The organism is Ktedonobacterales bacterium (assembly GCA_036557285.1).
Lineage (GTDB): Bacteria > Chloroflexota > Ktedonobacteria > Ktedonobacterales > DATBGS01 > DATBHW01.
Genome location: DATBHW010000012.1, coordinates 102,360 through 125,589 on the forward strand (window position 1 = coordinate 102,360; position 23,230 = coordinate 125,589).

Annotated in this window: 27 protein-coding genes and 1 other RNA gene; 23 read left to right on the forward strand and 5 right to left on the reverse strand. The window is 58.1% G+C overall.

Annotation, left to right across the window (positions count from 1 at the left end):
- Positions 1-36: 36 nt before the first annotated feature.
- From VH599_04765 to VH599_04815, 11 genes are all read left to right on the forward strand, one after another.
- A complete protein-coding gene (locus tag VH599_04765) occupies positions 37-327 on the forward strand; it encodes a hypothetical protein (protein HEY7347609.1) in 291 nt (96 codons plus the stop codon).
- Complete coding sequence (locus VH599_04770; protein ID HEY7347610.1) at positions 314-598, forward strand: hypothetical protein; 285 nt, start codon at positions 314-316, stop codon at positions 596-598. The genes VH599_04765 and VH599_04770 overlap by 14 nt, the downstream gene beginning before the upstream one ends.
- A 9-nt stretch (positions 599-607) precedes the next feature.
- The gene (locus tag VH599_04775; protein HEY7347611.1) at positions 608-931 is read left to right on the forward strand and encodes a hypothetical protein; all 324 of its coding nucleotides are present in this window, start codon (positions 608-610) and stop codon (positions 929-931) included.
- Positions 918-1,214, forward strand: coding sequence for a hypothetical protein (locus tag VH599_04780; GenBank protein HEY7347612.1), 297 nt, complete (start codon positions 918-920; stop codon positions 1,212-1,214). Before VH599_04775 ends, VH599_04780 begins: the two co-directional genes overlap by 14 nt.
- Positions 1,215-1,223: 9 nt before the next feature.
- Positions 1,224-1,487, forward strand: coding sequence for a hypothetical protein (locus VH599_04785; protein ID HEY7347613.1), 264 nt, complete (start codon positions 1,224-1,226; stop codon positions 1,485-1,487).
- Positions 1,474-1,656, forward strand: coding sequence for a hypothetical protein (locus VH599_04790; GenBank protein HEY7347614.1), 183 nt, complete (start codon positions 1,474-1,476; stop codon positions 1,654-1,656). The genes VH599_04785 and VH599_04790 overlap by 14 nt, the downstream gene beginning before the upstream one ends.
- Before the next feature lie 121 nt (positions 1,657-1,777).
- Positions 1,778-2,938 carry a hypothetical protein gene (locus VH599_04795; GenBank protein ID HEY7347615.1) on the forward strand — a complete coding sequence of 387 codons (1,161 nt, stop codon included), beginning with the start codon at positions 1,778-1,780 and terminating at the stop codon, positions 2,936-2,938.
- Between the two features lie 75 nt (positions 2,939-3,013).
- Positions 3,014-3,817 carry an enoyl-CoA hydratase-related protein gene (locus tag VH599_04800; GenBank protein HEY7347616.1) on the forward strand — a complete coding sequence of 268 codons (804 nt, stop codon included), beginning with the start codon at positions 3,014-3,016 and terminating at the stop codon, positions 3,815-3,817.
- 11 nt (positions 3,818-3,828) lie between these two features.
- Positions 3,829-4,095, forward strand: a complete 267-nt coding sequence (locus VH599_04805; GenBank protein ID HEY7347617.1) for a YgiT-type zinc finger protein — start codon at positions 3,829-3,831, stop codon at positions 4,093-4,095.
- Between the two features lie 54 nt (positions 4,096-4,149).
- Positions 4,150-4,956 carry a hypothetical protein gene (locus VH599_04810; GenBank protein HEY7347618.1) on the forward strand — a complete coding sequence of 269 codons (807 nt, stop codon included), beginning with the start codon at positions 4,150-4,152 and terminating at the stop codon, positions 4,954-4,956.
- A gap of 20 nt (positions 4,957-4,976) precedes the next feature.
- A complete protein-coding gene (locus VH599_04815) occupies positions 4,977-5,447 on the forward strand; it encodes a nucleoside 2-deoxyribosyltransferase (GenBank protein HEY7347619.1) in 471 nt (156 codons plus the stop codon).
- An 80-nt stretch (positions 5,448-5,527) separates the two neighbouring features.
- Here the strand turns inward: VH599_04815 and VH599_04820 are convergent, their stop codons facing one another.
- Positions 5,528-5,821, reverse strand: coding sequence for a hypothetical protein (locus VH599_04820; GenBank protein HEY7347620.1), 294 nt, complete (start codon positions 5,819-5,821; stop codon positions 5,528-5,530).
- Positions 5,822-6,225: 404 nt separating this feature from the next.
- Here VH599_04820 and VH599_04825 point away from each other — a divergent pair, with 404 nt between their 5' ends.
- Positions 6,226-6,486: a hypothetical protein gene (locus tag VH599_04825; GenBank protein ID HEY7347621.1), complete on the forward strand. Its 261-nt coding sequence runs from the start codon at positions 6,226-6,228 to the stop codon at positions 6,484-6,486.
- 533 nt (positions 6,487-7,019) lie between these two features.
- On the opposite strand, the gene VH599_04830 is transcribed toward VH599_04825, so the two are convergent.
- Positions 7,020-7,715 (reverse strand): hemolysin III family protein, encoded by a 696-nt coding sequence (locus VH599_04830; protein ID HEY7347622.1) that lies wholly within the window; start codon positions 7,713-7,715, stop codon positions 7,020-7,022.
- Positions 7,716-7,906: 191 nt separating this feature from the next.
- On the opposite strand from VH599_04830, the gene VH599_04835 reads away from it, so the two are divergent.
- From VH599_04835 to VH599_04860, 6 genes are all read left to right on the forward strand, one after another.
- Entirely contained in the window at positions 7,907-8,365 is a 459-nt protein-coding gene (locus tag VH599_04835; protein ID HEY7347623.1) for an NAD-binding protein, read from the forward strand.
- 675 nt (positions 8,366-9,040) lie between these two features.
- Positions 9,041-10,807, forward strand: a complete 1,767-nt coding sequence (locus VH599_04840; GenBank protein HEY7347624.1) for a carbon starvation CstA family protein — start codon at positions 9,041-9,043, stop codon at positions 10,805-10,807.
- Positions 10,808-10,895: 88 nt separating this feature from the next.
- Positions 10,896-11,222, forward strand: a complete 327-nt coding sequence (locus VH599_04845; protein HEY7347625.1) for a hypothetical protein — start codon at positions 10,896-10,898, stop codon at positions 11,220-11,222.
- A 33-nt stretch (positions 11,223-11,255) separates the two neighbouring features.
- Entirely contained in the window at positions 11,256-12,275 is a 1,020-nt protein-coding gene (locus tag VH599_04850) for an ArsA family ATPase (protein HEY7347626.1), read from the forward strand.
- Entirely contained in the window at positions 12,275-13,300 is a 1,026-nt protein-coding gene (locus VH599_04855) for an ArsA family ATPase (GenBank protein HEY7347627.1), read from the forward strand. Before VH599_04850 ends, VH599_04855 begins: the two co-directional genes overlap by 1 nt.
- On the forward strand, positions 13,297-13,782 hold the full coding sequence (locus VH599_04860; protein HEY7347628.1) for a hypothetical protein: 486 nt from the start codon (positions 13,297-13,299) through the stop codon (positions 13,780-13,782). The genes VH599_04855 and VH599_04860 overlap by 4 nt, the downstream gene beginning before the upstream one ends.
- 13 nt (positions 13,783-13,795) lie before the next feature.
- Here the strand turns inward: VH599_04860 and VH599_04865 are convergent, their stop codons facing one another.
- Positions 13,796-14,449: a hypothetical protein gene (locus tag VH599_04865; protein ID HEY7347629.1), complete on the reverse strand. Its 654-nt coding sequence runs from the start codon at positions 14,447-14,449 to the stop codon at positions 13,796-13,798.
- Between the two features lie 13 nt (positions 14,450-14,462).
- On the opposite strand from VH599_04865, the gene VH599_04870 reads away from it, so the two are divergent.
- Positions 14,463-14,849 carry a hypothetical protein gene (locus VH599_04870; GenBank protein ID HEY7347630.1) on the forward strand — a complete coding sequence of 129 codons (387 nt, stop codon included), beginning with the start codon at positions 14,463-14,465 and terminating at the stop codon, positions 14,847-14,849.
- 26 nt (positions 14,850-14,875) lie between these two features.
- Here the strand turns inward: VH599_04870 and VH599_04875 are convergent, their stop codons facing one another.
- Together VH599_04875 and VH599_04880 are read right to left on the reverse strand one after the other, a co-directional pair.
- The gene (locus VH599_04875) at positions 14,876-15,226 is read right to left on the reverse strand and encodes a hypothetical protein (protein HEY7347631.1); all 351 of its coding nucleotides are present in this window, start codon (positions 15,224-15,226) and stop codon (positions 14,876-14,878) included.
- Positions 15,227-15,544: 318 nt separating this feature from the next.
- On the reverse strand, positions 15,545-16,723 hold the full coding sequence (locus VH599_04880) for a WD40 repeat domain-containing protein (GenBank protein HEY7347632.1): 1,179 nt from the start codon (positions 16,721-16,723) through the stop codon (positions 15,545-15,547).
- Positions 16,724-16,822: 99 nt separating this feature from the next.
- Between VH599_04880 and ssrA the strand changes: the two genes are divergently transcribed.
- The 4 genes from ssrA (at position 16,823) to VH599_04900 (ending at position 23,061) form a co-directional block, all read left to right on the forward strand.
- Positions 16,823-17,191: a transfer-messenger RNA gene (gene ssrA / locus VH599_04885) on the forward strand.
- Between the two features lie 701 nt (positions 17,192-17,892).
- Positions 17,893-20,280 carry a CHAT domain-containing protein gene (locus VH599_04890; GenBank protein HEY7347633.1) on the forward strand — a complete coding sequence of 796 codons (2,388 nt, stop codon included), beginning with the start codon at positions 17,893-17,895 and terminating at the stop codon, positions 20,278-20,280.
- A 240-nt stretch (positions 20,281-20,520) separates the two neighbouring features.
- Positions 20,521-21,888 carry a PQQ-binding-like beta-propeller repeat protein gene (locus VH599_04895; GenBank protein HEY7347634.1) on the forward strand — a complete coding sequence of 456 codons (1,368 nt, stop codon included), beginning with the start codon at positions 20,521-20,523 and terminating at the stop codon, positions 21,886-21,888.
- 18 nt (positions 21,889-21,906) lie between these two features.
- A complete protein-coding gene (locus VH599_04900) occupies positions 21,907-23,061 on the forward strand; it encodes an NHL repeat-containing protein (GenBank protein ID HEY7347635.1) in 1,155 nt (384 codons plus the stop codon).
- Positions 23,062-23,230 lie beyond the last annotated feature (169 nt).

Sequence of the window (23,230 nt, forward strand, 5' to 3'; positions counted from 1 at the left end):
ATGCTATGATGGTTCCAGAAGAAAAAACGAGTAAAGATGGGAAGCGAGGCAGCGATGATAGACGCATTGCAGCAGGTGGTGAGCCGACTTGAAGCCCTTCCTCCAGAGGAGCAAGCCCTTCTGGCTGAAGATTTGCAGCATTGGCTGGCAAAACCGGCATGGGAACGGCGGTTGTATGCCGAATGGGCCAGAGAATTGGCCGAAGAGCCAGAAGACACAGGCAGCCGGAAAACCACCGGGGTGATTTACAGCGACGAAGAGTTCGACGCCCATCTTGAAGCCGTTGCACATTCGGCTGATGGGGGGCCAACTCGTGCCGACTCATGAGGAGACTGAGCGGTTTACCAATGAATACAAGCGATTGAGAGCCGACAGGCAGGCTCTTTTCAATCGGGCGCGAAGAGATTGGGTGGCAGCCCTCAAGGCTCACCGGCCAGCGCCAGCCCGTTTGGGTATTCGTCGTTTTCTCTCTATCGAAGGAATGTACGAGTTCCATTTTGCTCCAGATGGCCGGGCGCTTTTTCGCTATGGGCCAGAGCGTAAGCCTGGCGAAGTCCATATCATCTGGGAGCGCATTGGTGGGCATGATATTTACTAGGAGGCAGCGATGATAGACGCATTGCAGCAGGTGGTGAGCCAGCTTGAGACCCTTTCCCCGGTGGAGCAAGCCAAATTCGCGGAAGATGTTCAGGCACTCTTCCTCAAATATCGAAGCTATCAAGCGGAGCAGCAGCGCGTCTCTCGGATGTCCAGGGAGGAGTTTGACGCCTTCCTGGCCGAACGAAAAGTGAGCAAGCCGTATCTAGCGCCGGACTATCGCGGCATCTACTACAGCGATAAGGAGTTTGATGAGGCGCTGGAAAGTTGGTCCGGGCCAGAAGCTGTCGAACTCTATGAGCGCGAGAAGAACGCCTCCGATGCCGACATTTGAGGTTGAGGAACGCTTCAGACAAGCGTACCAGCGTCTGCACGTACAAAAGAAAGCAGCGTTTCTCAAAGCTCGTGACGATCTGGTCGCCTGGCTGGTTGCAAAAAAGAAGCAGCCTGACCTTGTTCCACCGGCGCCTCTGCGTTTACACTTCATCGAAAGCAAGGATGCCTGGTCTATCACCTTTGGAGGGGACCAGCGGGCGCTGTGGCGCTACGGTGAGGAAGTTCTGCCTGGCGAAGTCCATATCATCTGGGAGCGCATTGATGGGCATGATATTTATTAGGAGGCAGCGATGATAGATGCCTTGCAGCAGGTAATGAGCCAGCTTGAAGCCCTTCCTCCAGAGGAGCAAGCCGAACTGGCCGAAACCTTCCAGCGCCTGATTGATGAGAAGACGGGCTATACTACCATCTATGGGCCGCATACCGATGAAGAGTTTGAGGCGCTCTTGGACGCCCTGGATGTTGCCACTTCTCACGAAGAATATGAAGCGATTTGGGAGAAGCAACCCAAACGCCGGGTAAAGCGAGAAGAAGTGATGAATGCCGACGCATGAGGAAGAGGAGGCGTTCAAGACGGCTTACGAGCGTTTGAGCCAGGCAGATAAGGATGCGTTCAGGAAGGCCAGGCGAGAGTTTGTCCGTGCCTGGAAAGAAAAGCGCGCTTTTCCTCGTGAATTCCCCGCGCATCTGGGCATTAAACGCAATCAAAGCAAGAAACTCTAGGAGTTTCGCTTTGGGCCTGATAAGCGGGCGCTCTTTGACCTGGGCAAAGAGCGTACCCCTGGTGAAGCGCATATCATCTGGGAGCGCATTGGTGGGCATGATATTTATTAGAAGTGTTCGTATGTCTGTCGCTCGTTATAGCTGGCCGCTGCTGACGCTGATTGCGTTGGCCGCCTTTGTTGCCTGGCAGGGTATTCTGCCTTACCCAGACCCACATTCTGTGCTTAGGGACCATTATCGCTATGTCGCTATGGCCGTACAGCCCTTTGGCTCAGCCGATCCTCTGGCGCATCAGCCGCCGTTTTGCTGGCGCATCCTGACGCCGCTTCTCGTTCACTTTCTGCCGGTCCCAATTCTCACGGGCTTCTGGCTGCTGAGCGTGGTGGGCATCGCCGGGGCGACACTGGGGCTGATGTGGTTTTTGCGCGGCCTGGGCCTTCCGGCGGGGGCTGCGGTTGCAGGCGGCTTTGCTTTCGTCTGCCTGACGCCTGCCGTCGGCTTTACACTCTACAATGATATGCTGGCGGACCCGCTCGCGTTTGCGCTGCTGGCGCTGGCGCTGGGATGCGTTGTGCATCGGCGCGGCTTCTGGCTGGTGCTTTCGCTCGTCGTGATGGCTTTCGATAAAGAGACAGCCATCTTTGGCGCGGCCTTTGCTATTATCTGGAGTTGGCAGCATCGTGATCGCGCCCTGCTCCGCTGGTCACTCGCAAGCCTGGTTGGGGTGTTGAGCGTCGTCGTGGGGCTGCGCCTGCTTATCCCAGGCAATCAGCCACACAGTCTGCTGCAAATGCTGGTCTATTGGGCGGTTGTTTCTGTGCAGACGGGGACGCTGTTCTTCCGGCTAACGCAGGCCACTATCGGCGCGTGGGGCATTTTGCTGCCGCTGGCGGTCTACGCGCTCGGTTTCTGGCGCACGCATGCCCACTGGGCGCTGCTGGCGCTTGCCAGCGCGCAGGTGTTTGTTTCGGTGGATGTGGAGCGGGTCGTCATCTATGCCTTTCCGGTGGTGATCGCCGCCGCGTGTTTCGGTGTGGAAGCCCTGGCAGACCGCTGGCGTGTGTCGCGCTGGCTGCTGTGGCTGCCGGTATTGGCGCTGGAGTTGTCCTGGTACTATAGCTACGCGCCGAACTACTTTTTTACCATCGTTAGCTTGCATGATGCTTTTGTCTTTGCCTTTGCCCTGGTGCTGCTGGTTGAGGGAATACTGTTTGCTGCGCTGTGGCGCCGCCGGAAGCAGCGTGTAGGGTTACGAGCCGAAAGCCGCGCCGGGCCTGGATAAGCGCGCGGGCGAACACCAGGGGAACTAGCGACACGGGCCTGGGCGAGTAATTCAGATAAAGAGAGGGTTGGGCTTATGAGCGAAGAGAACAGACCGGCAGGCGGAGAACCCGTTGTGCTGTATACGGTTGCCGATAAGATTGCGCGGGTGATGATGAACCGGCCCGCCGCGATGAACGCGATGAGCGTGGGGCTGGTGACGGGGCTGCGCCAGGCGCTAGAGCGCGCTCAGAACGACCCGGACGTGTCGGTGATTGTGCTGTCGGGGGCGGGCGGCAACTTCTGCGCGGGGGATGATCTGAAGGAGGCCGAACGCATTACCGCCGAAACGTTTCTGGCGGTGATTATGGACCTGCAACGGCTGACACGCCTGCTCTTCCTGGGCGATAAGCCGACGATTGCGGCGGTGGATGGCTACGCGCTGGGCGGCGGCTTCGAGCTGGCGCTGGCTTGCGATTTTCGGGTTGCTACGCCGCGCGCGCGCTTTGGCTGTGTGGAAGCCCGCGTGGGGATGGTGGTGACAGGCGGGACGACGGTGCTGCTGCCGCGCCTGGTAGGGTTGGGGATGGCGCGTGAGATTATTCTGATGGCGGATGTCTTCGAGGCGGCGCTGGCCCAGAGCATGGGGCTGACGCATCGCATGGCCGAGCCGGAAGAGTTGGATGCCGCTGTGCAGGCGCTGATAGATAAGATGCTGAGCCGCGCGCCGCTGGCCCTGCGCGAAAGCAAACGGCTGCTGAATCTGCCGCTCGTGCCGGACCTGGAGCGCGCCTTCCAGAATGAGATCGAGGGGATTCTGCGCTGCTTTGAGACGGACGATGCCCGTGAAGCAGCCCTTGCCTTCCGCGAGAAGCGCCCGCCCGTCTTCCAAGGCAGATGAAGGAGAATGAAATGGCGACCTTAGAAGAGATGCTAGAGGGCATCGTTTGCCCCCGCTGTGGGCGAGAAAATACCTATGTCGTGCGCCAGGTCGATCAGATCGTTCCGGTGGGTGGTGATGTGGTCACGGTGACGGTGATGGCTGGCGAATGCACGTATTGTGGCGAGCGGCTGCTCGATACGCGGGCTACGGAGAAGCTGGACGAGGCTGTTGAAAAGGTTCGCCAGCATCATGCAGCAGGGCTGACCCGCACAGGTGTGGTCTACCACGTCGCCTGAACAAGACCGGCTCGATTGGCTGAAATGGCGTATGCCAGGAAAGGACATCTGGCGATGCGATGCTGCTCTGGTTTCCGTCTCCAGCACGCGCTCTGCGCGCTGATCGGCATGCTCGCGCTGGCGGGCTGCGCGCCTGGCGCGCAGCCGATGCTCCTTGGGCATCATCCCCCGCCCTGGAGGTTTGTCTGGTCCGCGCCAACCGGCATCAGTCAATCGGTGGACCTGGCAAATGCTTACGCTCAGGCGGGGAGGGTGATACACAATGGAGGCGCTCCGCAGCTTCCGGCGGCCACGACCTGGCTGGCGAGTGGCCCGGCCTTCGGGATGGCCGTCGTGCAGCTTGACCCCGCCGGGACGTTCTTTGACCTGGTGACGGTGGAGGTTGACGCCGAGACACACACCTGGACGGGCGGCGGAGCCACGCTGCCTGGAGGCGATTGTGGCGACCCTGGCTCAGCCTATGGGCCGCTGACGTTTCCCCTCAAGGTCTGCCAGTCAGGGAACGGCGGAAAATACGCCACCCCCAGCAGCCCGTCGCGCTATGCCTATACGTGGTGGTATTCCGGCGCGTCGGTCTTCATTCTGTATCGCTGGAACCCGATTGATCTGCGCCCGACGGCTGACGCCACGACGGTGGAGATCGGCGGGCATCCTGGCTGGCTCACGACTCACGGGGCGTATAGCTCTGTCGTGGTGCGCACAACAAGCCACGAAACAGTCCTGTTCTCCGGCACTGCCAGCCCGACGATGATGGAGCAGTTGACGGCTGAGGCGTTGACGGACCTGGATACGCTGGTCCCGCTGCTTTCTGGCCCGCCGACTCCGCCTGGCGCTCCGCCAACGCCGACGCCCACACCCTGAAGCTGATTGGAGATGAAGAGATGCTGGTCTATTTTGCTGGCCCGCTGTTTTCGGTGGGGGAACGAGCGTTCAACGAGCAGTTGACGCGGAAGATCGAGGCGCTGGGCTATGAGGTGTTTTTGCCGCAACGCGATGGCGCGGAACACGGCGCACCACCCTATGACCGGATGACGGGCGAGGAATGGAGCCAGGCGGTCTTTCAACTGGATGTGGAGCGGCTGCTGGCCGCCGATGTGCTGCTGTTTCTGCTGGATGGGCGCGTGCCGGATGAGGGCGCGTGCGTGGAGCTTGGTATCGCCTGGGGCCAGCAGGCGCTGCTGCTCGTGAAGAAGCTGCTGATTGGCTTGCATACGGACCGGCGCGGGGCGTTCCCTGGAACAAAGCTCAACGCGATGATCCAGGGGGCGCTGACCTACGTGGCCCGGGATGAGGCGGCGCTGCTGGCGGCGCTGAAGGGCTATTATGAAAGCGGCAGCCTGCCTGGGGGTTGATGCGCCGCAGCGCGAAAAATGAGCCGCCACCACAGTGACTACAGGATGGTTACTGTGGTGGCGGCTTTGCCCATACCTACTCAGACCAGAAAGTCTATTCTGTCTGTGACGGTCTGCCCGTCCAGGGTGGCAGTGACCTCGGCGGTTCCTTGCCAGAACCCACTATGCCCTGGAGGATTGTCGCAGGCGGCTTTGGGCGTCCAGTCCCATTCATGGTAGCCCATCTGGTCGGCGGTGAAGGTACCCTTGAGGGCGTCGCTCTCGTCTACATTGCCCCGACAAAAGGTGACGTGAATCCTGAGCGATGCCCCCGCCAGCGTGCGCATGCAGATCCGCTCGCGGTTATCGGCGTTGGGCCGAACCCATCGGGACATGCGTTGGTGAGCGTCAGCTTCACTGAGGGCGTTGGGGTATGTGTCGGGATCGCTGTTGGCGATGGCATTGGCGTAGGGTTGTCAGCACTGGCGGTCTGCGCGACTCCGCAGGCCGCGAGCAGCAGGATAAGCGTGCCTCCGGCCAGAAACTGGAGGCAGGGGACGAACTTGCGCGATGGGATGTTCATGAACATCCTCCTCATACTCATAAAGAAAATTGGATAAAGCAATAATACGGTGTATCTACAAAGCCAATGTTCGCGGCTGCGCAGCGCGTATCCATGAGCTTAGTTTCCCATGCGGGCGGCGATCTGTCTGTGAGGGAGCAGACAGAAAACGTGTGACGCGCTTCACTGTTCAGCCCACTGCGTGCGCCTATAGAGTCTACAGAGTCTACAGAGTCTATGGGTGAGCAGTACGACATCCGCCTGAACGTCACTTGTAGCGCCGCCATCCTGGCGGCTCAACGTTGGCCTGCCGGTCCGTTGGCTTGCAGGGCGCACGCCACTTGTAGCGCCGCCGTCTCTGGCGGCTGGACGTTGGCCTGTCGGTACGTTGGCCTGAAGGGCGAACGCTCGCTTTGGCGCAGCGATAGCCGCCTGGAAGGCGGCGCTACAAGTGACGCTCAGGCGGCTGGACGCTGGCCTGCTGGTACGTTGGCCTGAAGGGCGCACGCTCGCGCTGGCGCAGCGATGGCCGCCTGGAAGGCGGCGCTACCAGTGGCCGGTTGCCCGGAAGGCGCGGGTACAGGTGGGGGGTTAGCTTGCGGTTTCCTTGCGGTTTCCTTTCCAACGCCATCAGCCGCCAGGTCGCTCTCTGCCTGGGCTGGCGGGGTTGGATTGCTTAGATTGCTTAGATTCCCTGGGTTGGCATCGGGGGCTTCTCCGAGGGATGCCTGGGGGGCTGCGCCATGCCTGATACAGACGGTATCTGTTCTCTGAGTATCTGTGTGGTATAGAGGTGTTTCAATGCAGCAAACAAAGAGAGAGCCAGCATCCACCTCCATCCTCACAAGCCAGCCAAACCGACGAAGCGCCAGCCGCTGGGAAGCAAAGCAATCTAAGCAATCCCACCCCCGCAAGTGGCTCCCCGCCTGGCCTCACACGAATCCCCAACGGGAAGCTAACTGCAAGGAAACTACAATCTAACCTCTTCCAGCGCCACCCAGCGAGCCAGGAGATGCGGCTGGCGCTGCAAGCTAGGCGCGTGGGAAGGTGAGCGCGTGGGTCCAGATGACGACGGTGAAGGCGAGGCCAGCGGCGATGACGAAGAGGTGAAAGAGTTCGTGATAGCCGAAGACGCGCGGGAAGGGATTGGGCCAGCGCCGGGCGTAGATGACGCCGCCGATGGTATAGAGGAGGCCACCCAGGACGAGCGCGCCCACTGCCTGCCATCCCAACAGGCTGAGGAAGGCGGGCAGGGCGAAGACGGCTACCCAGCCCATGCCGATGTAGAGGGCTGTGCTGACTTTGCGCGGCGCGCGGAGCCTGGAAAGCGTCAGCCCGACGCCCGCCGCAGCGAGCAGCCAGATGACGACGAGCAGGACGACACGCAGCCAGCCAGACAGGATGTTCAGGCAGAGGGGGGTATAGGTTCCCGCGATGAAGATGAAGATGTTGGCGTGGTCGAGCGCGCGGAGTCTGCGCCGCTGCGTCTTATCCCAGGAGCCGATATGATAGAGGGCGCTGACGGCGTATAATTGGCAGAGGGCTATGCCATACACGGCCATAGAAAGCAGGCGCGGCGGGTCATGGCGACTCTGCCAGCAGAGGGCGATAGTCAGGCAGACAGCGCCGATTGTCGCCAGGGCGTGTGACCAGCCGCGCAGCAGCGGCCTGGGCGGCACAGGAGGATGTGTTTCTGCGCTGCGGCTGCTGGTCTGTTCTGTAATCACTTCTATGCTCGCTTTCTATAGAGGGTATGAGCAGGTCTATCGGATAGAGACGCTGTGCGCTGCTTCCTATAGTCTATGCAGAATGCGCAGCTTGTCTTGCCTGGGCATTTTCTTGTATGCTGCCATGCAAGATAGGAGATGAAAAAGCGCCACAGTGTTACAGCGGGAGCGAATGGCACTGAAAGAGCCAGATGCACGACTCATTCCAGCCAGGAGATGAAATGGAGGAAGGGATGACCACCGAGGAACCGATTCGGGTCATAATTGTCGGGGCCGGACACCTGGGAGCCTGGCTCGCCACGCTCCTGGACAAGCAGGGCTATCACGTGACCGTTATCGCCCCCAACCCTCTGGATTTCGAGCGATTGGGTAATGATTTCAGCGGGATGACGATCCTGGGCGACGGTACGCAGGCCGAGATTTTGGAGCGGGCGGAGATCAAGACGGCCAGGGTTCTGATAGCCGTGACGAATCACGATACTGAGAATCTGCTGATCAGTCAGACGGCGCGGGTGATGTATCAGACGCCGCTGGTCCTCTGCGGCCTGGAAGACCCGCTGCTCAAAGAGACGTTTCAAGGTCACGGGTTCACGATCATTACGCGGATCGAAATTGAGATTCCGCACTTTCTAAAGGTGCTGCCGCAGTGATTGAGGGCTGCGGGTCGGCGGCTGAAGGCCGCTTCGCCCCACCCTGGCGGCTCAACGCTGGCCTGCTGGTGTATTGGCCCGCAGGGCAAACGCCACTTGTAGCGCCGCCATCTTGGCGGCTCAACGTTGGCCTGTCGGTACGTTGGCCCTGCGGGCCAACACCTCAGATTTGGTAGAACCCTGGCATGGCTGGCTTGCCAAACCTCTTCCAGTATGGTATGCTTGAGGCAAGGTAGCAGGCACGAGATGCTCTGTAACTTTTCAACCCCTCTTTTCTGCCGTCGGGATGGCGCAATTTGATACACCATATTGGGGCCAGCCATGCCAGGGGTACAGATTGCACAAGCAGGATATTGCCGCTTCTTTTCGGGCGCTGGGACGCGCTGCGGGCCAACGCGGGGATTCTGCGGCCCTGATACCTTCTGCCCTTCCCTTCTTATCTCCCCCCCTCTTGCGCGCGCACTCCTGCTTGCCGAGAAAACGGCAGGCGGGTGGTTTTACTCCTCTTGCGTAAGCGATCATCATGCTCGTGCGCCACCGCGAAGGGATACGGTGAATCATTTCACAAGCATCTGGTTGGGATAGATGGTCGTGAGGACGGTATGGCGCTGCATAGTGCGTGCCTAATAGCCCTATGGTACGAACAATTTCCACAAGCATGGGAGGGATGCAGTCATGTCGTCACCTTTCTGGTTTGTCCTTTTGGCGCTGATAGGGTACTTTATCGCCTATCAGTTTTATGGCAAGTGGTATGACCGCAAGGTCTGGAAGCCTGATAGCAAGCGCACCACGCCCGCGCATATGTACACGGATGGCGTGGAGTTCTTCCCCGTCAGCAAGTATGTCCTGTGGGGGTATCAATTCAAGAGCGTTGCTGCGCTCGGCCCCGTCCTTGGCCCCTTCATTGCGCTTCAGTTTGGTTGGCTCCCCGCATTAATCTGGATTGTGGTTGGCAATTTCTTCATCGGCTGGTTGCAGGACTATGGCGCGATCATGGTCTCCATTCGCAATCAGGGGCGCTCGTTCGGGCCGATCAGCTACGAGTTCACCGGGGCTGGTGGCCGCAAAACTCTGCTTGGTTTTATCCTGGTGTACCTGCTGATCGTTTCGGCTACGTTTATCTTCCTGATCGCGCTGTTCTGGAAGATATTCCCCGGCACACCTGTTGCTACGCTGGGCGTTCTCATCACGGGGGTGATAGCCGGGCAACTGCTCTACCGGGCGAAGATGAACATTGGCGTAGTGACCGTGATCTCGCTGATCTTGCTTATACTCAGCCTGGTCGCTGGCAACTACCTTCAGATTCCCGCCAGCTTCACCACGTCGCTTGGAGACTGGTCCATTCCGTTCTGGGCGGTGGTCTGCTGCATCGTCCTGTACCTGGGTTCGATCCTGCCGCTGCCCAGGTTCATTCAGCCGATCAACTATGTCTCCTTCTTCCCCACGTTTATCGCGGTGATCCTGATTCTGATCGGCGCGCTGGTGTCGCCGCTGACAAACATCACGATTCATCAGAGCGCCTGGGTAGGCGCGTATGCCACCGGGCTTGGCCCCATCTGGCCGATTCTGTTTGTTGCCATCGCGTGTGGCGCGATCTCCGGCTGGCATAGTCTGGTGAGCAGTTCCAGCACGTCGAAGCAGCTTGACATCGAGACCGACGCGCACCCCATCGGCGCGGGGGCGATGCTCTCCGAAGGGCTGCTGGCGCTGGCCTCTCTGGCGGCGTATGTGGTGGTTGCCAATGCTGGCAGCCTGGGCAGTGTGGGATCGTGGGTAGTTGGCGCGGTGAGCCTGACCCAGCCGTTCCTGGGTGGGGCGTCGGCTGCCGGTTTCCTGCAAGTCTACTTTGGCGTGGCGCTGATTCTGTTTGCGATCACGGTACAATCGCTGGTGACACGCTTCTGGCGGCTGGTCTCGGCAGAGGTAACCGGTGAAGGCGGGTTCCGCGTCTTCGGCCAGAAGCACATCGCTACCAGCGTCGGTCTGGTGATTCCCCTGGCCTTTGCGATCACGGGAAGCTGGTGGAATCTCTGGCTCTACTTCGGCGGCGCGAACCAGTTGATGGCTGCTCTGGCGCTCTGGCTTATCAGCATTCATCTGGTGCGCACGCGCGCGCCCAGCCTGTACACACTGATTCCGGCGGTGTTTATGACGGTTACAACGCTGGCGGCGATTGGCTTCGAGGCGTACTACTTCCTGTACGCGGTGATTCAGGGCAAGCCGCTGGTTTCCACCACCGCAGGCACCCCACTCAGCGGCAAGGTACTCAGCCAGACCGCAACCAATGTGGCGCTGGTGTTCAACGGCGTCTTCTTCGTGGTGGGTATTGTCTTGTTTGCGCTGGGTCTGCGGATGGCCTGGCTAGTGTATCAATCCTACATGCGGTCCCGCCCGGCGTCGCAGGCTCCGGCGGCGGCCCCAGGCATTGCCACTGGCGACTGAAAGTGGCGCATTCCCCGTATCAGACAGTGGCTGTTCAGGTGGCTGGCAATAGCCGCCAGCCACCTCTTCTTCTAAGGAGCGTCTTGCTATGCCAGAAGATGAGGAAGGTCGTATTCACGAAGGTCTGGGGGAACCGGGGGTTCCAGAGGCCAGCGCGCCCCAAAAAGGGGGATGGCGCAGCGTCTTCAAGGGGGTGCTGTATGGCATGGCGTCACACGGGCAGGTGACGGCTACCCTGCGCACGCGCATGTACATGGAACATCTCTTTATGTTCATCACGCTGGGCGATATGCTGGGTATCCCGGTGCTGCCCCCCTATTATTCGCTGCAACTGCTCCCTTACGCTGTCCCCAATGTCGAAAGTTGGAAGCAGCGGGTGTTCCGTGAGCGAGACTTCACGGACGCCATTTATTAAAGACTGATCACCATTGCTAGTCAGGAGGCTCTCATGGCCGAGTTGATTGGGGCTGGAGGGCTGAGCAAGTTTTTCCGGCAGCATGGGACGCCGGAGATCGTGATTTTTGCTGGCAAAGGCGGGCTGGGCAAGACGACATCGAGCGCCAGCCTGGCCTATCATATGGCGCAGAGCGAGGGGAAACGGACCCTCTGCTTCAGCACTGATCCGCAGGCTTCGCTCTCCGATATTTTCGAGCATGACTTTTATGGCAAGGGGGTGATTGAACTCCTGCCCAGGCTGCATGTGGTGGAGATTGATGCTGACCGGCGGGTTGCCGATTACCAGGCCCAGGTCAGGCGGAAGATCATGGATATGTATGGCCTGGACGCGGTACCCAAAGAGATTGACGAGTACATTGATTCAACGTCTGCCGAGCCAGCCATGTACGAATCGGCAACGTATGATGCGATGGCGGAACTGGTGGCTCAGCGCGATTGCGATCTCTATGTCTTTGATATGCCCCCCTTTGGGCATGGCGTGCGCATGGTGGCGATGGCCGACATTCTCTCGCGCTGGGTGGATAAGATCACGGAGGCGCGCACCAAAGTTGCCGAATATGACGCGGTGGCGGCTTCGCTCAAGGGGGCCAAAGCCACCGAAGATATGGTGCTGAAAGAGCTTACGACGATCCGCTCCAAAATCAAGACGTTCACCGATATGATTACGGATCGCCAGCGAACGGCCTTTTTCATGGTGCTGATTCCTGAGCGGATGGCGATTCTGGATACTGAGCGGGCGCTCCAGATGTTCAGAGACCTGGGCATTACGCTTTCCGGCCTGGTCGTCAATCAGGTCTATCCGGTGGAGATGCTTGACACTGCCGGGCTGAGTGACTTCACGCGCAAGCGTATCCTGATGCAGCAGCAGTATGTCCAGCAGATTCAGCGGGTATTCGGCGATACGGTGGTGGCGACGATGCCGATGTTCCCACGAGAACCCAAGGGATTGACGATGCTTGAGGAAGTGGCGGGGTATCTCATGGGCAAGCAGACGCCAGGGGGAACGGTCTGATGCAACACACACTCACACAGTTGCTCGACGAGAAACCAGGGCTGCGGTTTATCTTCACTGGCGGCAAGGGTGGGGTGGGTAAGACGGTGAGCGCCGCCGCGATTGCTATCAGATTTGCCGAACAAGGCAAGCGCGCGCTGCTGGCGTCGCTCAATCCGGTGCATTCGCTCAGCAGCGTCTTTGGGCAGCCCCTTTCCGGTGGCTCGGTGGCTCCGGTGAAGGGCGTTTCTGGCCTCTTCGCGGTTGAGGTGGAGACGCATGAAGTGGTGGGTCGCTATCGGGAGAATATTGGGCGTCGGGTGCGGGAGTTCTTGAAGTGGGCCGATATTCCCATAGACGCGAAGCCGTTTGTGGATATTGCTGTGACGAATCCGGCGTTCGAGGAGAGCGCGATGTTTGATAAGATGATGGACATCATGTTGGGCGAGCGCGGCAATTATGATGTCATCGTCTTTGATACCGCCGCCGTCGCCAACGCGGTCCGGCTGATTGGCCTCAGCAAGATTTATGGCCTCTGGCTGGGACGGATGATCGAGAGCCGCAAGCAAGCTCTTTCGCTGCGGGTGCAGCTTTCGTTCCGCAAGGAGCGTGTGATGGATGAGGTTAAGAAAGACCCGCTGATGGCTGACCTGATCAATATGAACGAGCGCTTCTTGCAGGTGAAGGATTTGCTGATTGACCCGGAGCAGACGGCCTTCTTCTTTGTGACGCTGCCGCTGGCGCTGCCTATCGCGGTGGTCAAGCGTTTTATCGGCATGGTGCGCGAGTATAACATTCCAGTGGGTGGTGTGCTGGTCAACGAGGTGCTTCCGACGGATGTGGTGAGCAGGCATCCAGATGAGACGTACTTGCAGAATAAGTATCAAGAGCAGCTTGGATATATGCGCGCCATCAAGAACGATCTTGGCGAACTGGTGTGCGGGTTTATCCCGTTGTATGACGGCGAAGTGGTCGGCCTGGAGATCGTGCGGGTTGTCGCTGGCGATCTGCTGAAGTCCGAGCCGACGTATTGGAGCAGCCTATGAACCAGCATCTTGTGGCGGCAGGGAACTATGTGCTGGGTACGAGCAATTTTTTGATTTTGAACTTGCCGCAGGGTTGGCGGCTCTTTACCGGCTTGCATCCCGCCGAGGTGGATAACAGTACCCAGGTGCTGGATACGCGCTGGGTGACGAATGGCCGCGCGAGCTATTTGTTACACAGCGGAGCGCCAGGCGGAAAGGTCGAGCTGGCCGTTCGCGTGGGCCAGGGTGAAGTGAGTCGCTGGCTGAACCCGCTGCGCCAGGATGGCGCTGCCAGCCAGATGCTGGTGGGTCGGCACCAGGCGTTTTATCGTCTGCGCCAACGCGGGCAACCCTGGCTGAGCCGCAGCCGGGGGGATACGCTGGAGATGGCGCTCTACTGCGATACGACCAGAAGGACGCTGGCGTTGGAGTTCAGCGGGCCAGAGCGCGAAGAGGACCGTCACGCGCTGCTGGAGGCGCTCGGCGATTCACGCTGCCATTGAGGGCGCTGGCGCGCTATGAGCGTTTTGTGATGGCCTCGGCGAGTTTGCGCACAGCGGCAAAGGTGTTTTCTGCGGCCAGAACGGCAGGCGCGGGCGAGAGACTCAGCAGGAGATGCGGCGAAGAGGCGCTGATGGAGAGGCGGATCATCTGCGATTGCCATTCATGCAGCAGAGGCGTCAGGGTGGCTACCAGGCGGGCGGCTCCAGCCTGATAGTGGAGCGTATAGCCGTTGATGGTGGTTTGTTCCCAGCCAGGTTCGGTAATGCGAGGCCGGACATCGCGCTCTGGCTTCGATTGCGAACGATGGGCCTCCAATTCCACGCCCGCTTTGGGCGCTGAGCGCAGTTCCAGACGGATGACGAGCAGGTCGCGCCGACCACGCAGCAGGTTGACAAGCCAGATGAGCGCCAGTTCGCGCGACTCCAGCACAATCACGGCGGCAAGTTTCCCGATGGGGGCAGCCGCGCGTTGGCCGACAAATTGAAAGATGGAGGCGTTCACCCAGCGGCCAGAGAGGTCTTCTGCCTCCATTGCCAGCAACCGTTCGCGCAGCGTGCGCGCCAGGCGTATCCCGCGCGCGCGGTTCAACCAGACGCCCACAAAATACCAGGCGCCGAGGAAGACGCAGAGTGCAATCAGCACCGGAAGAACGTAGTCTGGTGGCATAAGGAGATGCTCCATGAACACAAAAGAACTTCAACGGCCAATCAAGGTTGAGATGGTGGGCCTGCTGCCCACCCTGTTTAGCATGTGCGCAAGCTGTTGTACAACGGATACGATGGGCGCCTGTGGGATCGATCTTGCTGCTCAGCAAATGCGCGATTACCCGCCAGAAGTGGTTGAGACCAACCAGCGAGCCGCCGAACTTTACACCAGGCTGCTCAGGGATTATCAGGGTCTGGTGGTTCCGCTGGCAGTCAGCACGACTTCACCGCGCGGCCTCTGGCTTTCTCTGCGCCATCGGCTCTCATCCGATCTTGCGATTGTGGTCAACAACCGCCGGGTGGTAGCCAATCATGGCGATTACGCCGAACTGCAAGCCGTTATCGAGCAAGAGATGGGATGAATAGCGGCGCTGCGAGCGATGCGTCGCTAATGAATTTCAGGTACCTCTTCAATAATATCTACTTCAGTGAGCTGGCGGTGTTTCCATTGATCCAGTTCTGGCAAGAGATAGGGCAGTAAGCGCAGCGTGATGACAGAAGTCATCAGAGGAAGGCCCAGGAGTTCGCCGACAATGACCAGATTCACGGCGTCGCTGTAGCGGGCTTTCTCTTTTTGGAGTTCGTGGAACATCTCAAAGTAGAAGAAACCCCAGAGGAATTGGCGCGCTCCTTGCCCGGCCCGCCGGAGTTGGCTGCCCAGCGATCTGGTCCAATGTGTTTCGCGCGCTGGTTGGCTGGCTTCACTTGTATCTGGGGGACGTGAGGATGTATCCTCCATAGGCTATCTCATGCCTCCTTTCCTTCCAGACATAAAAAGGCGAGCGCCCGTGTGACTTGAGAGAGGATGCAGCTATAGTATAGCAGCGCCGTTTGCTGTTTGCAAGAGGCGGCTGGCGGCGTCAAGTTCCACCACCTATCGGGGGTTGCCACTTGTAGCGCCGCCATCTTGGCGGCTCAACGCTGGCCTGTTGGCGCCGTGGCCCGCAGGGCGAGCGTTCGCCCTGGCGCAGCGTTGGCCGCCTGGAAGGCGGCGCTACAAGTACCTTGCCTCGCTTGCCAACACCTCATTTTTGCTAGAACCGCGGCGTCACAGCCTTTACTCTGGCCGCCAGATTTGTACGGTGTTATCGCCACCGCCGGAGGCGATGTGTGTGCCATCAGGGGACCAGGCGACGGCAAACACTAAAGCGTGATGGTTGCTATAGCGTAATAGCTGGCGGGCGCTGCGCGCGTCCCACACCTGTGCGGTTTTATCGCCAGCAGAGACGATGCGCTGGCCGTCAGGGGACCAGGAAAGCGACCAGACCGCATCGGTATGCCCATGATAGATTAACTGCTGCCTGCCGGTGATGGGATCCCATACGTGTACGGTTTTATCGAAGGCACCTGAAGCAACCCGCTGCCCATCAGGGGACCAGGCGACGGAGTGGACTTCGTTGGAATGGCCCTGGTAGATGAGGAGGGTTTTTGCTGTGGCGGCGTCCCACACCTGCACCGTCGTATCCTCGCTTCCAGAGGCGATATGAGCGCCGCCTGGCGCCCATGCCAGGGTGTCTATGCCGCTGGTATGCCCCGCGTAGATGGCAAGCACCTTGCCGGTAGCGGCTTCCCACACCACGACTTGCTGGCTTGCTCCGCCAGAAGCAATACGGTAGGATTGCTGTATACCCTGCTTGATTACCGCCGGCGACCAGCCAACTGCGCCGAGCCAGCCTGTTGAGTCACGATAGAACGCCAGCGTCTTGCCGCTGGCGGCCTCCCAGACTCGTACTGTCTGATCGTTGCTGACTGAAGCGATCTGTGTGCCATCGGGCGACCAGGCAATCGCGTCCACTGCTGCTGTGTGGCCGCGATACGTCGCCAACGTCTTGCCGCTGGCGGCCTCCCAGACCTGGATAATCGTGCTTCCGGCTGAAGCCAGGCGCTGGTTGTCGGGGGACCACGCGACGTTCGTTACAATCGAAGAATGGCCCCGATAAATGAGGAGGGGAGTAGTTGTCGGTACCGCTGATGTTGCCTGGCCGTTCGCGGTGGGCTGATGTGGGCGCTGAGCGGTTAGTTTCAGCGCCAGCCAGACGCTGGCTCCGCCCACAGCCAGCCCGACCAGGCCCATCCCGGCGAGCAGTTTGCGCCGCGAGATGCCTGGCGGGGAAGGCGCGCCAGGGTGGTCAGAAGCCTCCTGGTGGGCAGTTTCAGCCTGCCAGCCACAGCGGACACAGGCGGGCGCTGAATCTGGCAGCGGCTCGCCGCAGGTGGGGCATACGCCTGATTGCATGAGGCTTCCTCGCTTTTTTGTCCATCATGTGGTATATTATAGGTGTTCGTGCAAGACCAGCGCGGACACCATCTTTTTCTCCACGTCTGGAGGATCCCTGGGGATGCTGGGTTTCGACAGGTAGGTGTGGGGGAAGATTGCAGGCCGAGGTGCCGGTACGCACTCTCGTTAAACAACCGGCGAACGAATAGCTGCCAAAAAGCAGCCTTCCCTCGCTCTCGCTGCCTAATCCACAGTGAGGCGACGTCGTCCCGACCTCACCCCGGCGGGTCGGTTCAGCGGCGTCATACAGTCGGGGTGCGATGACGCGGACCGCCTTCTAAGCGTTATCTAAGACCAGAAGGCAAGCGCATAGGAACCCGGTCGGTGGGGGTCCAAAGCGCCAACTCAAAACGCCGACTATGCCTGTAGTACATCTTCTTTTTCGCTTACGTGGACGGGGAGTTCGACTCTCCCCCATCTCCACCAGCGAGGCCAGTCCTGGACTGGCCTCAGCTTTTTCTCATCTGGCTCTCTGACCCCCGTTTTGACCCTCTTTTCCGCGAGCACATCCTTGTCTAGTACGCGTGTTCTAAGATGGCGAGGCAGACTACGTCTGGGCTCTTTGCTCCTATAAGGAAGGATGATCGCGTGCTCTGTTTGATGCAGGTCGGGGTTCCCTCCCCCATCAGCGGCCTGATGCCGCCCTGGAATATGTGACGGACACGAGGCGTCTGCGCCTCTGGGTGGGATGGGACCAGGCACAGATGACGGGCGCGGCGCTGGCGGTGAAGCTGCGGGCCTACGTCCGTTATACCCGCTCGTGTACTACATCAAGTTGGCAAATTTGTAGTTGGTGCTTGATTCTCTTTCCGGGTCACCGTTGGATGAACAGAAAAATTTATTCTTATTGCATAGTCCTATTGCACTGCTTCCCAATCAGTGCTACTATAGCGGCGACTAAAAGTGCCCTCAGTAACTGATGCCAATCATCCGAGTCTGATATTCATACCTGATTCGCTTATCACCATTTCTTTTACCCAGTGTCTGATCGAGTAATATTGGAAGAGATCGTGCTTCTATTCACATTTTTGTTCGACTCATCGCCTGAATCTTGAAGAGTTTATCCTGATCTGCCTACCCGGCGTCCTGTGGCTGGGTTTTTCGCGCCGGTTGGCATTCGTGCTGTAGTGGGTGGAGCAGTCTGTTCGACATTCTGCCTCCATGGTTTCCGAAAGGGCGGAAGGCAACTTCATCTCAGCGATAAGAGGGCGAATATGAAGTATCTCGATTTCGATGTGGAGATTGAGCAACGTGAATCAGGGTATGAGGTGAAAGCCCGTTCAGAAGCTGGCGATAGCTCCACAATTATGCGGCCCTTTGATGAGAGGGTCTTGGAAAATTACCTCCTGAAGTTGCAGAACACGCTCTTGCGCTCAGTGAGTCTGCGACGCCAGATGCTTTCGCGTGAGTCGGAAGTGGTACAGGAGTTTGGACAGGTCTTATTTGAGTCTCTCCTCTCAGGCAGCGTGCGCGGCCTCTATGAGGTAAGCCGGACGCAAGCGTCCCAGAAGGGCCTGGGATTGCGCATACGCTTGAACATCCAAGAACCCAAACTTGCTGCAATCCCTTGGGAATATCTCTATGACGCGCCCAGACGGAGCTATGTTTGTCTCTCCACACAAACACCTCTTGTCCGCTATATGAGGATGCCCCAACCGCTGCAATCGCTTCATGTGGAACCACCGCTGCGTATCTTAGGCATGATTGCCAATCCAAGCGACCAGGAAACATTGGATGTCGAGCGTGAACAAGAGCGTATGCAGAAAGCGCTGGCCGAGCTAGAGACACAGGGTCTGGTGCGCCTGACCTGGCTGCAAGGGCAAACCTGGCGGGATTTACAGCATGCCCTCCAAGAAAAAGACGCCACCTGGCACATCTTTCATTTTATTGGACATGGAGGATTTGACCCTCGTGCTGATGAAGGGGTTATAGCCTTAGCAAACGATCTCAACAAGACGGCGCTCTTGAGTGCTACACAGCTTGTAACTTTTCTGGCCGACCACCCCTCGTTACGGCTGGTATTTCTCAATGCCTGCGAAGGAGCCAAAGGCGGGGAGCGCGATGTGTTCTCCAGTACAGCATCTATCCTCGCTGGAAGAGGGCTGCCAGCAGTCCTGGCGATGCAGTATGAGATCACCGACCACGCGGCTATTGAGTTTACGCGCGCCTTTTATGAAACACTTGCCCTGAGCCTACCAGTGGATACAGCGGTTGCCGCCGCACGCCAGGCCGTAAGCATCGCTATCTCCAATACCCTTGAGTGGGGAACGCCCGTTCTCTATCTTCGTTCATCGGATAGTCAGCTTTTTGAGTTAGGGGATAAGCCGACCGGGCTAAAACCCAGCGGCGCTGCCCTCCCGGCCTCTCGTTCTGCTGAACAGCGTCTTATAAGCGTTGAACAGGTACACAAGAGAGAGCAGTTGCTTGAAAAAATAGCGCATTACCCCTCCATCATTGCCGCAACGTATGCCAAAAAAGTGGTGCCGCTGGTGGATGCCGAGTTGGAGCAGGCATACCAGTTCCATCAGAACTTACGAGAACTGGCCGAGTCCATCATCAAATATCTCGTGATGGTGCTGTGTTCGCGCTACCGCAGAGATACAAGAATACCCGAAAAACAAGATGCAGATGTTGAGCAAGCCTTACAGAGATTAGCACAGCCCTCCTTGGGCGGGTGGATTGAAGCGTTGAATAAGGCAAGCCGTCTCTATGTAGACGCCTCAGAACAACCCCTAGAGAAACTGACCGCCTTTTATACCGAGAAAGGGCAAGCCGGTGTCCTGGTGGGGAAGGCCATTGAGAAGATGCAGGATTGGCTCAGGATTGAGGTAAGGAAGCGAAGTAAGCCGCCATTTTGTTATCGGGATTTCTTCGAGTTGATACGAGAGTATTGTGAGCAACCTGAGGCTTGGGGAGCGCAGTACGCTGCTTTGTCAGAGAAAGAGTACAAAGAACGTGCCGACATCCTCTGCCTGGCACTGGAACAGACGTTGTTTGATCTGGAATGGTTGGCAGCGTACCCGCTGATTTCACTTCGAGACAGGCAAAAGCAGGTTGATGGCTCCTGGGCATATTTGCTCGATCTGGGTATCGGGCAGCATGTGACAAGAAATGCTGAACCACTCATCGTTCAGCAACCGCTTCAGACTGGGCACTTGTATCTGTGCCACAGAGTGAATACAAAAGGCTTTGAGCCACTTTTAGATTTGTATCCGCTTACCGTTTGCGAGGATTGCCCGGTATGCAAGGACCCTGTAATGTTTACTGTGTACCAGGGAGACCAGGAGCGGCTGGAGTATCACAGCTATAGTTGTGGTCATAGTCTCACCTTGTCTTCCCCTCATGCCAGTCATTTCAGCGCCTATTTGGATGCAGCCAGTTGGCAGGCAATCTGGAAAACAGACACGGTGCCACCCTCTCCGCCAGAAAATCCTCTGGAACCCTACATCAAAGCCCTGGAGAAGGCCCTAGAGCGTGTTATGCACTTTTACGAAGGCAGTTCACGTCCGGGCTAACAGCAATGGATCGCAGTTTGACATGGTTGCTGCAAAGCTTGGTGAAAAGCGAGTCCGCGCAAAAGTGCATAACAGACTCTAGAAGATGGCAACATTGATGAGGAAGAGCGCGGTGAAATTGAGACCTGGGCGAAGGTGCTGGGCATTTCTGCGGAGCAGGCTGCTGAGTTAGAAAAACACGTGCGGGACCAACTAAAAGAGCAGCCTGCTCCACCCATCGGTGACACCCAAAACGCATCAATGGCTCCTCCCGCTGGTGAGCAGCCGCAAGCACCTTCTGAGGTAGACCTCTATCCACCTCCCATTCCTGAAACGCAAGAAAAACTGATAGCCTGCTGGAACCAACCTGTAGAGTCACCAATTCAGGTAGCCCTCTTTGGCTCACCAGTACATGCCCTGGCCGTTACCGAAGCGGGGAGTGTATCTGTCTGGAGTGAAGATGGACGCTTCCTCTACCGAGAGGACGTCCAAGGGCGGCCCTTTCGAGTGGCAGCGCTCGCTCAAAAGGTATTCGTTGGCACCTGGCGAGGGCAGCTCTCCTGCTTTGGGCAGCATGGGCTGATCTGGCAAATAGGGCTGGGGAGTCCTATTTCTGCGCTTGCTGTGAGCGCTGGGGAGCCTGAGCTTGTTGCTGGAACCTGGGATGGGCAAATTGTCGCTATGCGCTCTGATGGCGCCATACTTTGGAGAACAGCCGTAGATGATGGTATCTCTGCCTTATCGGTTACCCCAGCGGGTCGCGCAGTGGCTGTCGGGACTTATGCTGGCTCCCTGGCTACTTTCGATACGCAAGGCAATCCAGGGTGGTTACGTGATATGCAAGCTCCGGTGGCTGGGGTGGCCTTTGCTGAACATGGCAGCGCAATCGTCGTTGCCACGCAAGACCGCCTGGTCACGCGAATCCATCTCCACACGCAAGAAAATGTATGGAGGTACAGCGTTCCAGGCTCACCACGAAGCCTATTGCTTTCGAACAGTGGTCACCGCCTGATTATGGCGTGTGGAGAGGGATCAATCCTGATCTATGCAATTGATCCAGAGATGGAAGTGCTGAAAAAGTACACCATCGCAGATATGACTCAGTTGCTGCTCTCCCCGCTCTCTCCGGAGGGTCACTTTATCCTGGCGGTTTCGTCTCGCAGCGGCCTCACCTTTCTTGATAGTCGCAAGAATATTTCCACCAGCGAAGATCAGAATCCTGTCACCTGCGCCGCGCTCTCGCCCGATGGACAGTATACCCTGCTCGGCCATGCTACAGATGTTTCCCTGCACCGCCTGGCCCGGCCACAATTGCGTGTGGAGTTCCAGCCCGTGGGCGAACTTCAACAGGGGCGTTCCACCCGATTGAAGATCATCCTGCACAACACTGGCGAGCGGGCGGCAAGAAACATTGCTTTGCAGCTAGGCGAGGTGATTGGCTGCACAGAAATCAGCTTACCCGATGAGCTACATGCGGGAAAGACCGTTGCATCCGAGAAGCAATCGGTTACGCCTAAGGCCAGTGGAGCGTTGCCAGTTACCAGCCGGATTACCTACATGGATGATTTAGGCGTTGACTACGCTCAAACGGATTTGCACATTATGGATGTCCTTCCAGGGAGCCAATGAATGTAAGGAGTACACCTTATGAACAAAAGGCAACCACCAGATGATGAACACAGCCTCGATCTGTCAGACATGCGGGAAATGGATATTCAGGATTTCAACTTCCCAGATATGGGGTCCATTCCCGATCCGAACTTCCCTGATGTGGGATCACCCCTGTCAGCGCTCCCCTCTTTGCATATCCCCCTGCCAGAGCAGAAGTTTACCGAGGTACCACAATTGGGGCAGTTTCATCTCCAGAACCTGAAGCTAGATTTCACTGCTGGAGGCACTGCGCGAGGCCGACCATATAAAGCTCTCCTGGCTATTGGTGGAACGGGCCAGGCTGCTAGAACGCTGGGTACCGCGTTTGGGGTGGCGCTCTTGCCAGATGGTGCCATCTATGTCGCTGATTTTATGGATGATGGCGGGCAGGCGAGAATCCAGGTGTTCGATAGCAGCGGCAATCTGGTCCGGCTGCTCCGTCAATTCGAGGTTGGAGATGCACAGGAGGCTTTTGATACCCCTGCCGCGCTGGTGGCTGCCCAAGAGGGTTCACTCTACCTCGCTGATATGGGCCTTGGGTGTATTAAGCAGATTGCATCAGATGGGCAGGTGCTGGGAGTGCTGGGAGAAGAGGGCATTGCATCGAACCAGCTCAAGGCTCCCCAGGGAATTGCTCTGGACGCAGCCGGGAATCTCTGCATCGCCGATAGTGGCAACAGCCGCGTGCTTATATGGGATCAGCAAGGGAGATGCCTGCTCATTCTTGGGATTAACCAACCAGATGAGGACGGAGACTATTTGCAGGCTGGTGAGCGCCCCGGAGAGTTTGATGAGCCGCGCGGGGTAGCCGTTGATGCCGCCGGGAATATTCTGGTAGCTGATACCAACAACCATCGCATACAGAAGTTTGGTCCTGCCGGAAACCTGCTGCAAGCATTTGGCGAGGAGGGAAAAGAGGTTGGTCAACTCTGGTATCCAGAGCGCATCCAGGTTGATACGATGGGAGCAATCTATGTTTCTGATCTGAATGGAGGGCGACTCCAGAAGTTCGATGCGAGTACTCGCTTTGTGTATGAACTCCTTCTCCCAAAGGATGCAGGAACAGTAGCCGATTTTCGGGTAGTTACTGAAGGGCATATTTTTGTCGCGCTGCGTCAACCTGGCCTGGTTCTGAAACTTGAGGTTGCTTGATGAGGCAAATTTCCGCCTCTTGAGTGCATTTCGCGGGGGGACAGATGAAAAGAGCAGGAACCCAGCAGACCAAATCACCCCAACAACAGTATAAGCACCTCATGGGAGAGGCCAAAGAAGCAATTCACTCCCCTCAACAGCAACTGCACCTTGCACAAAAGATGTTTGC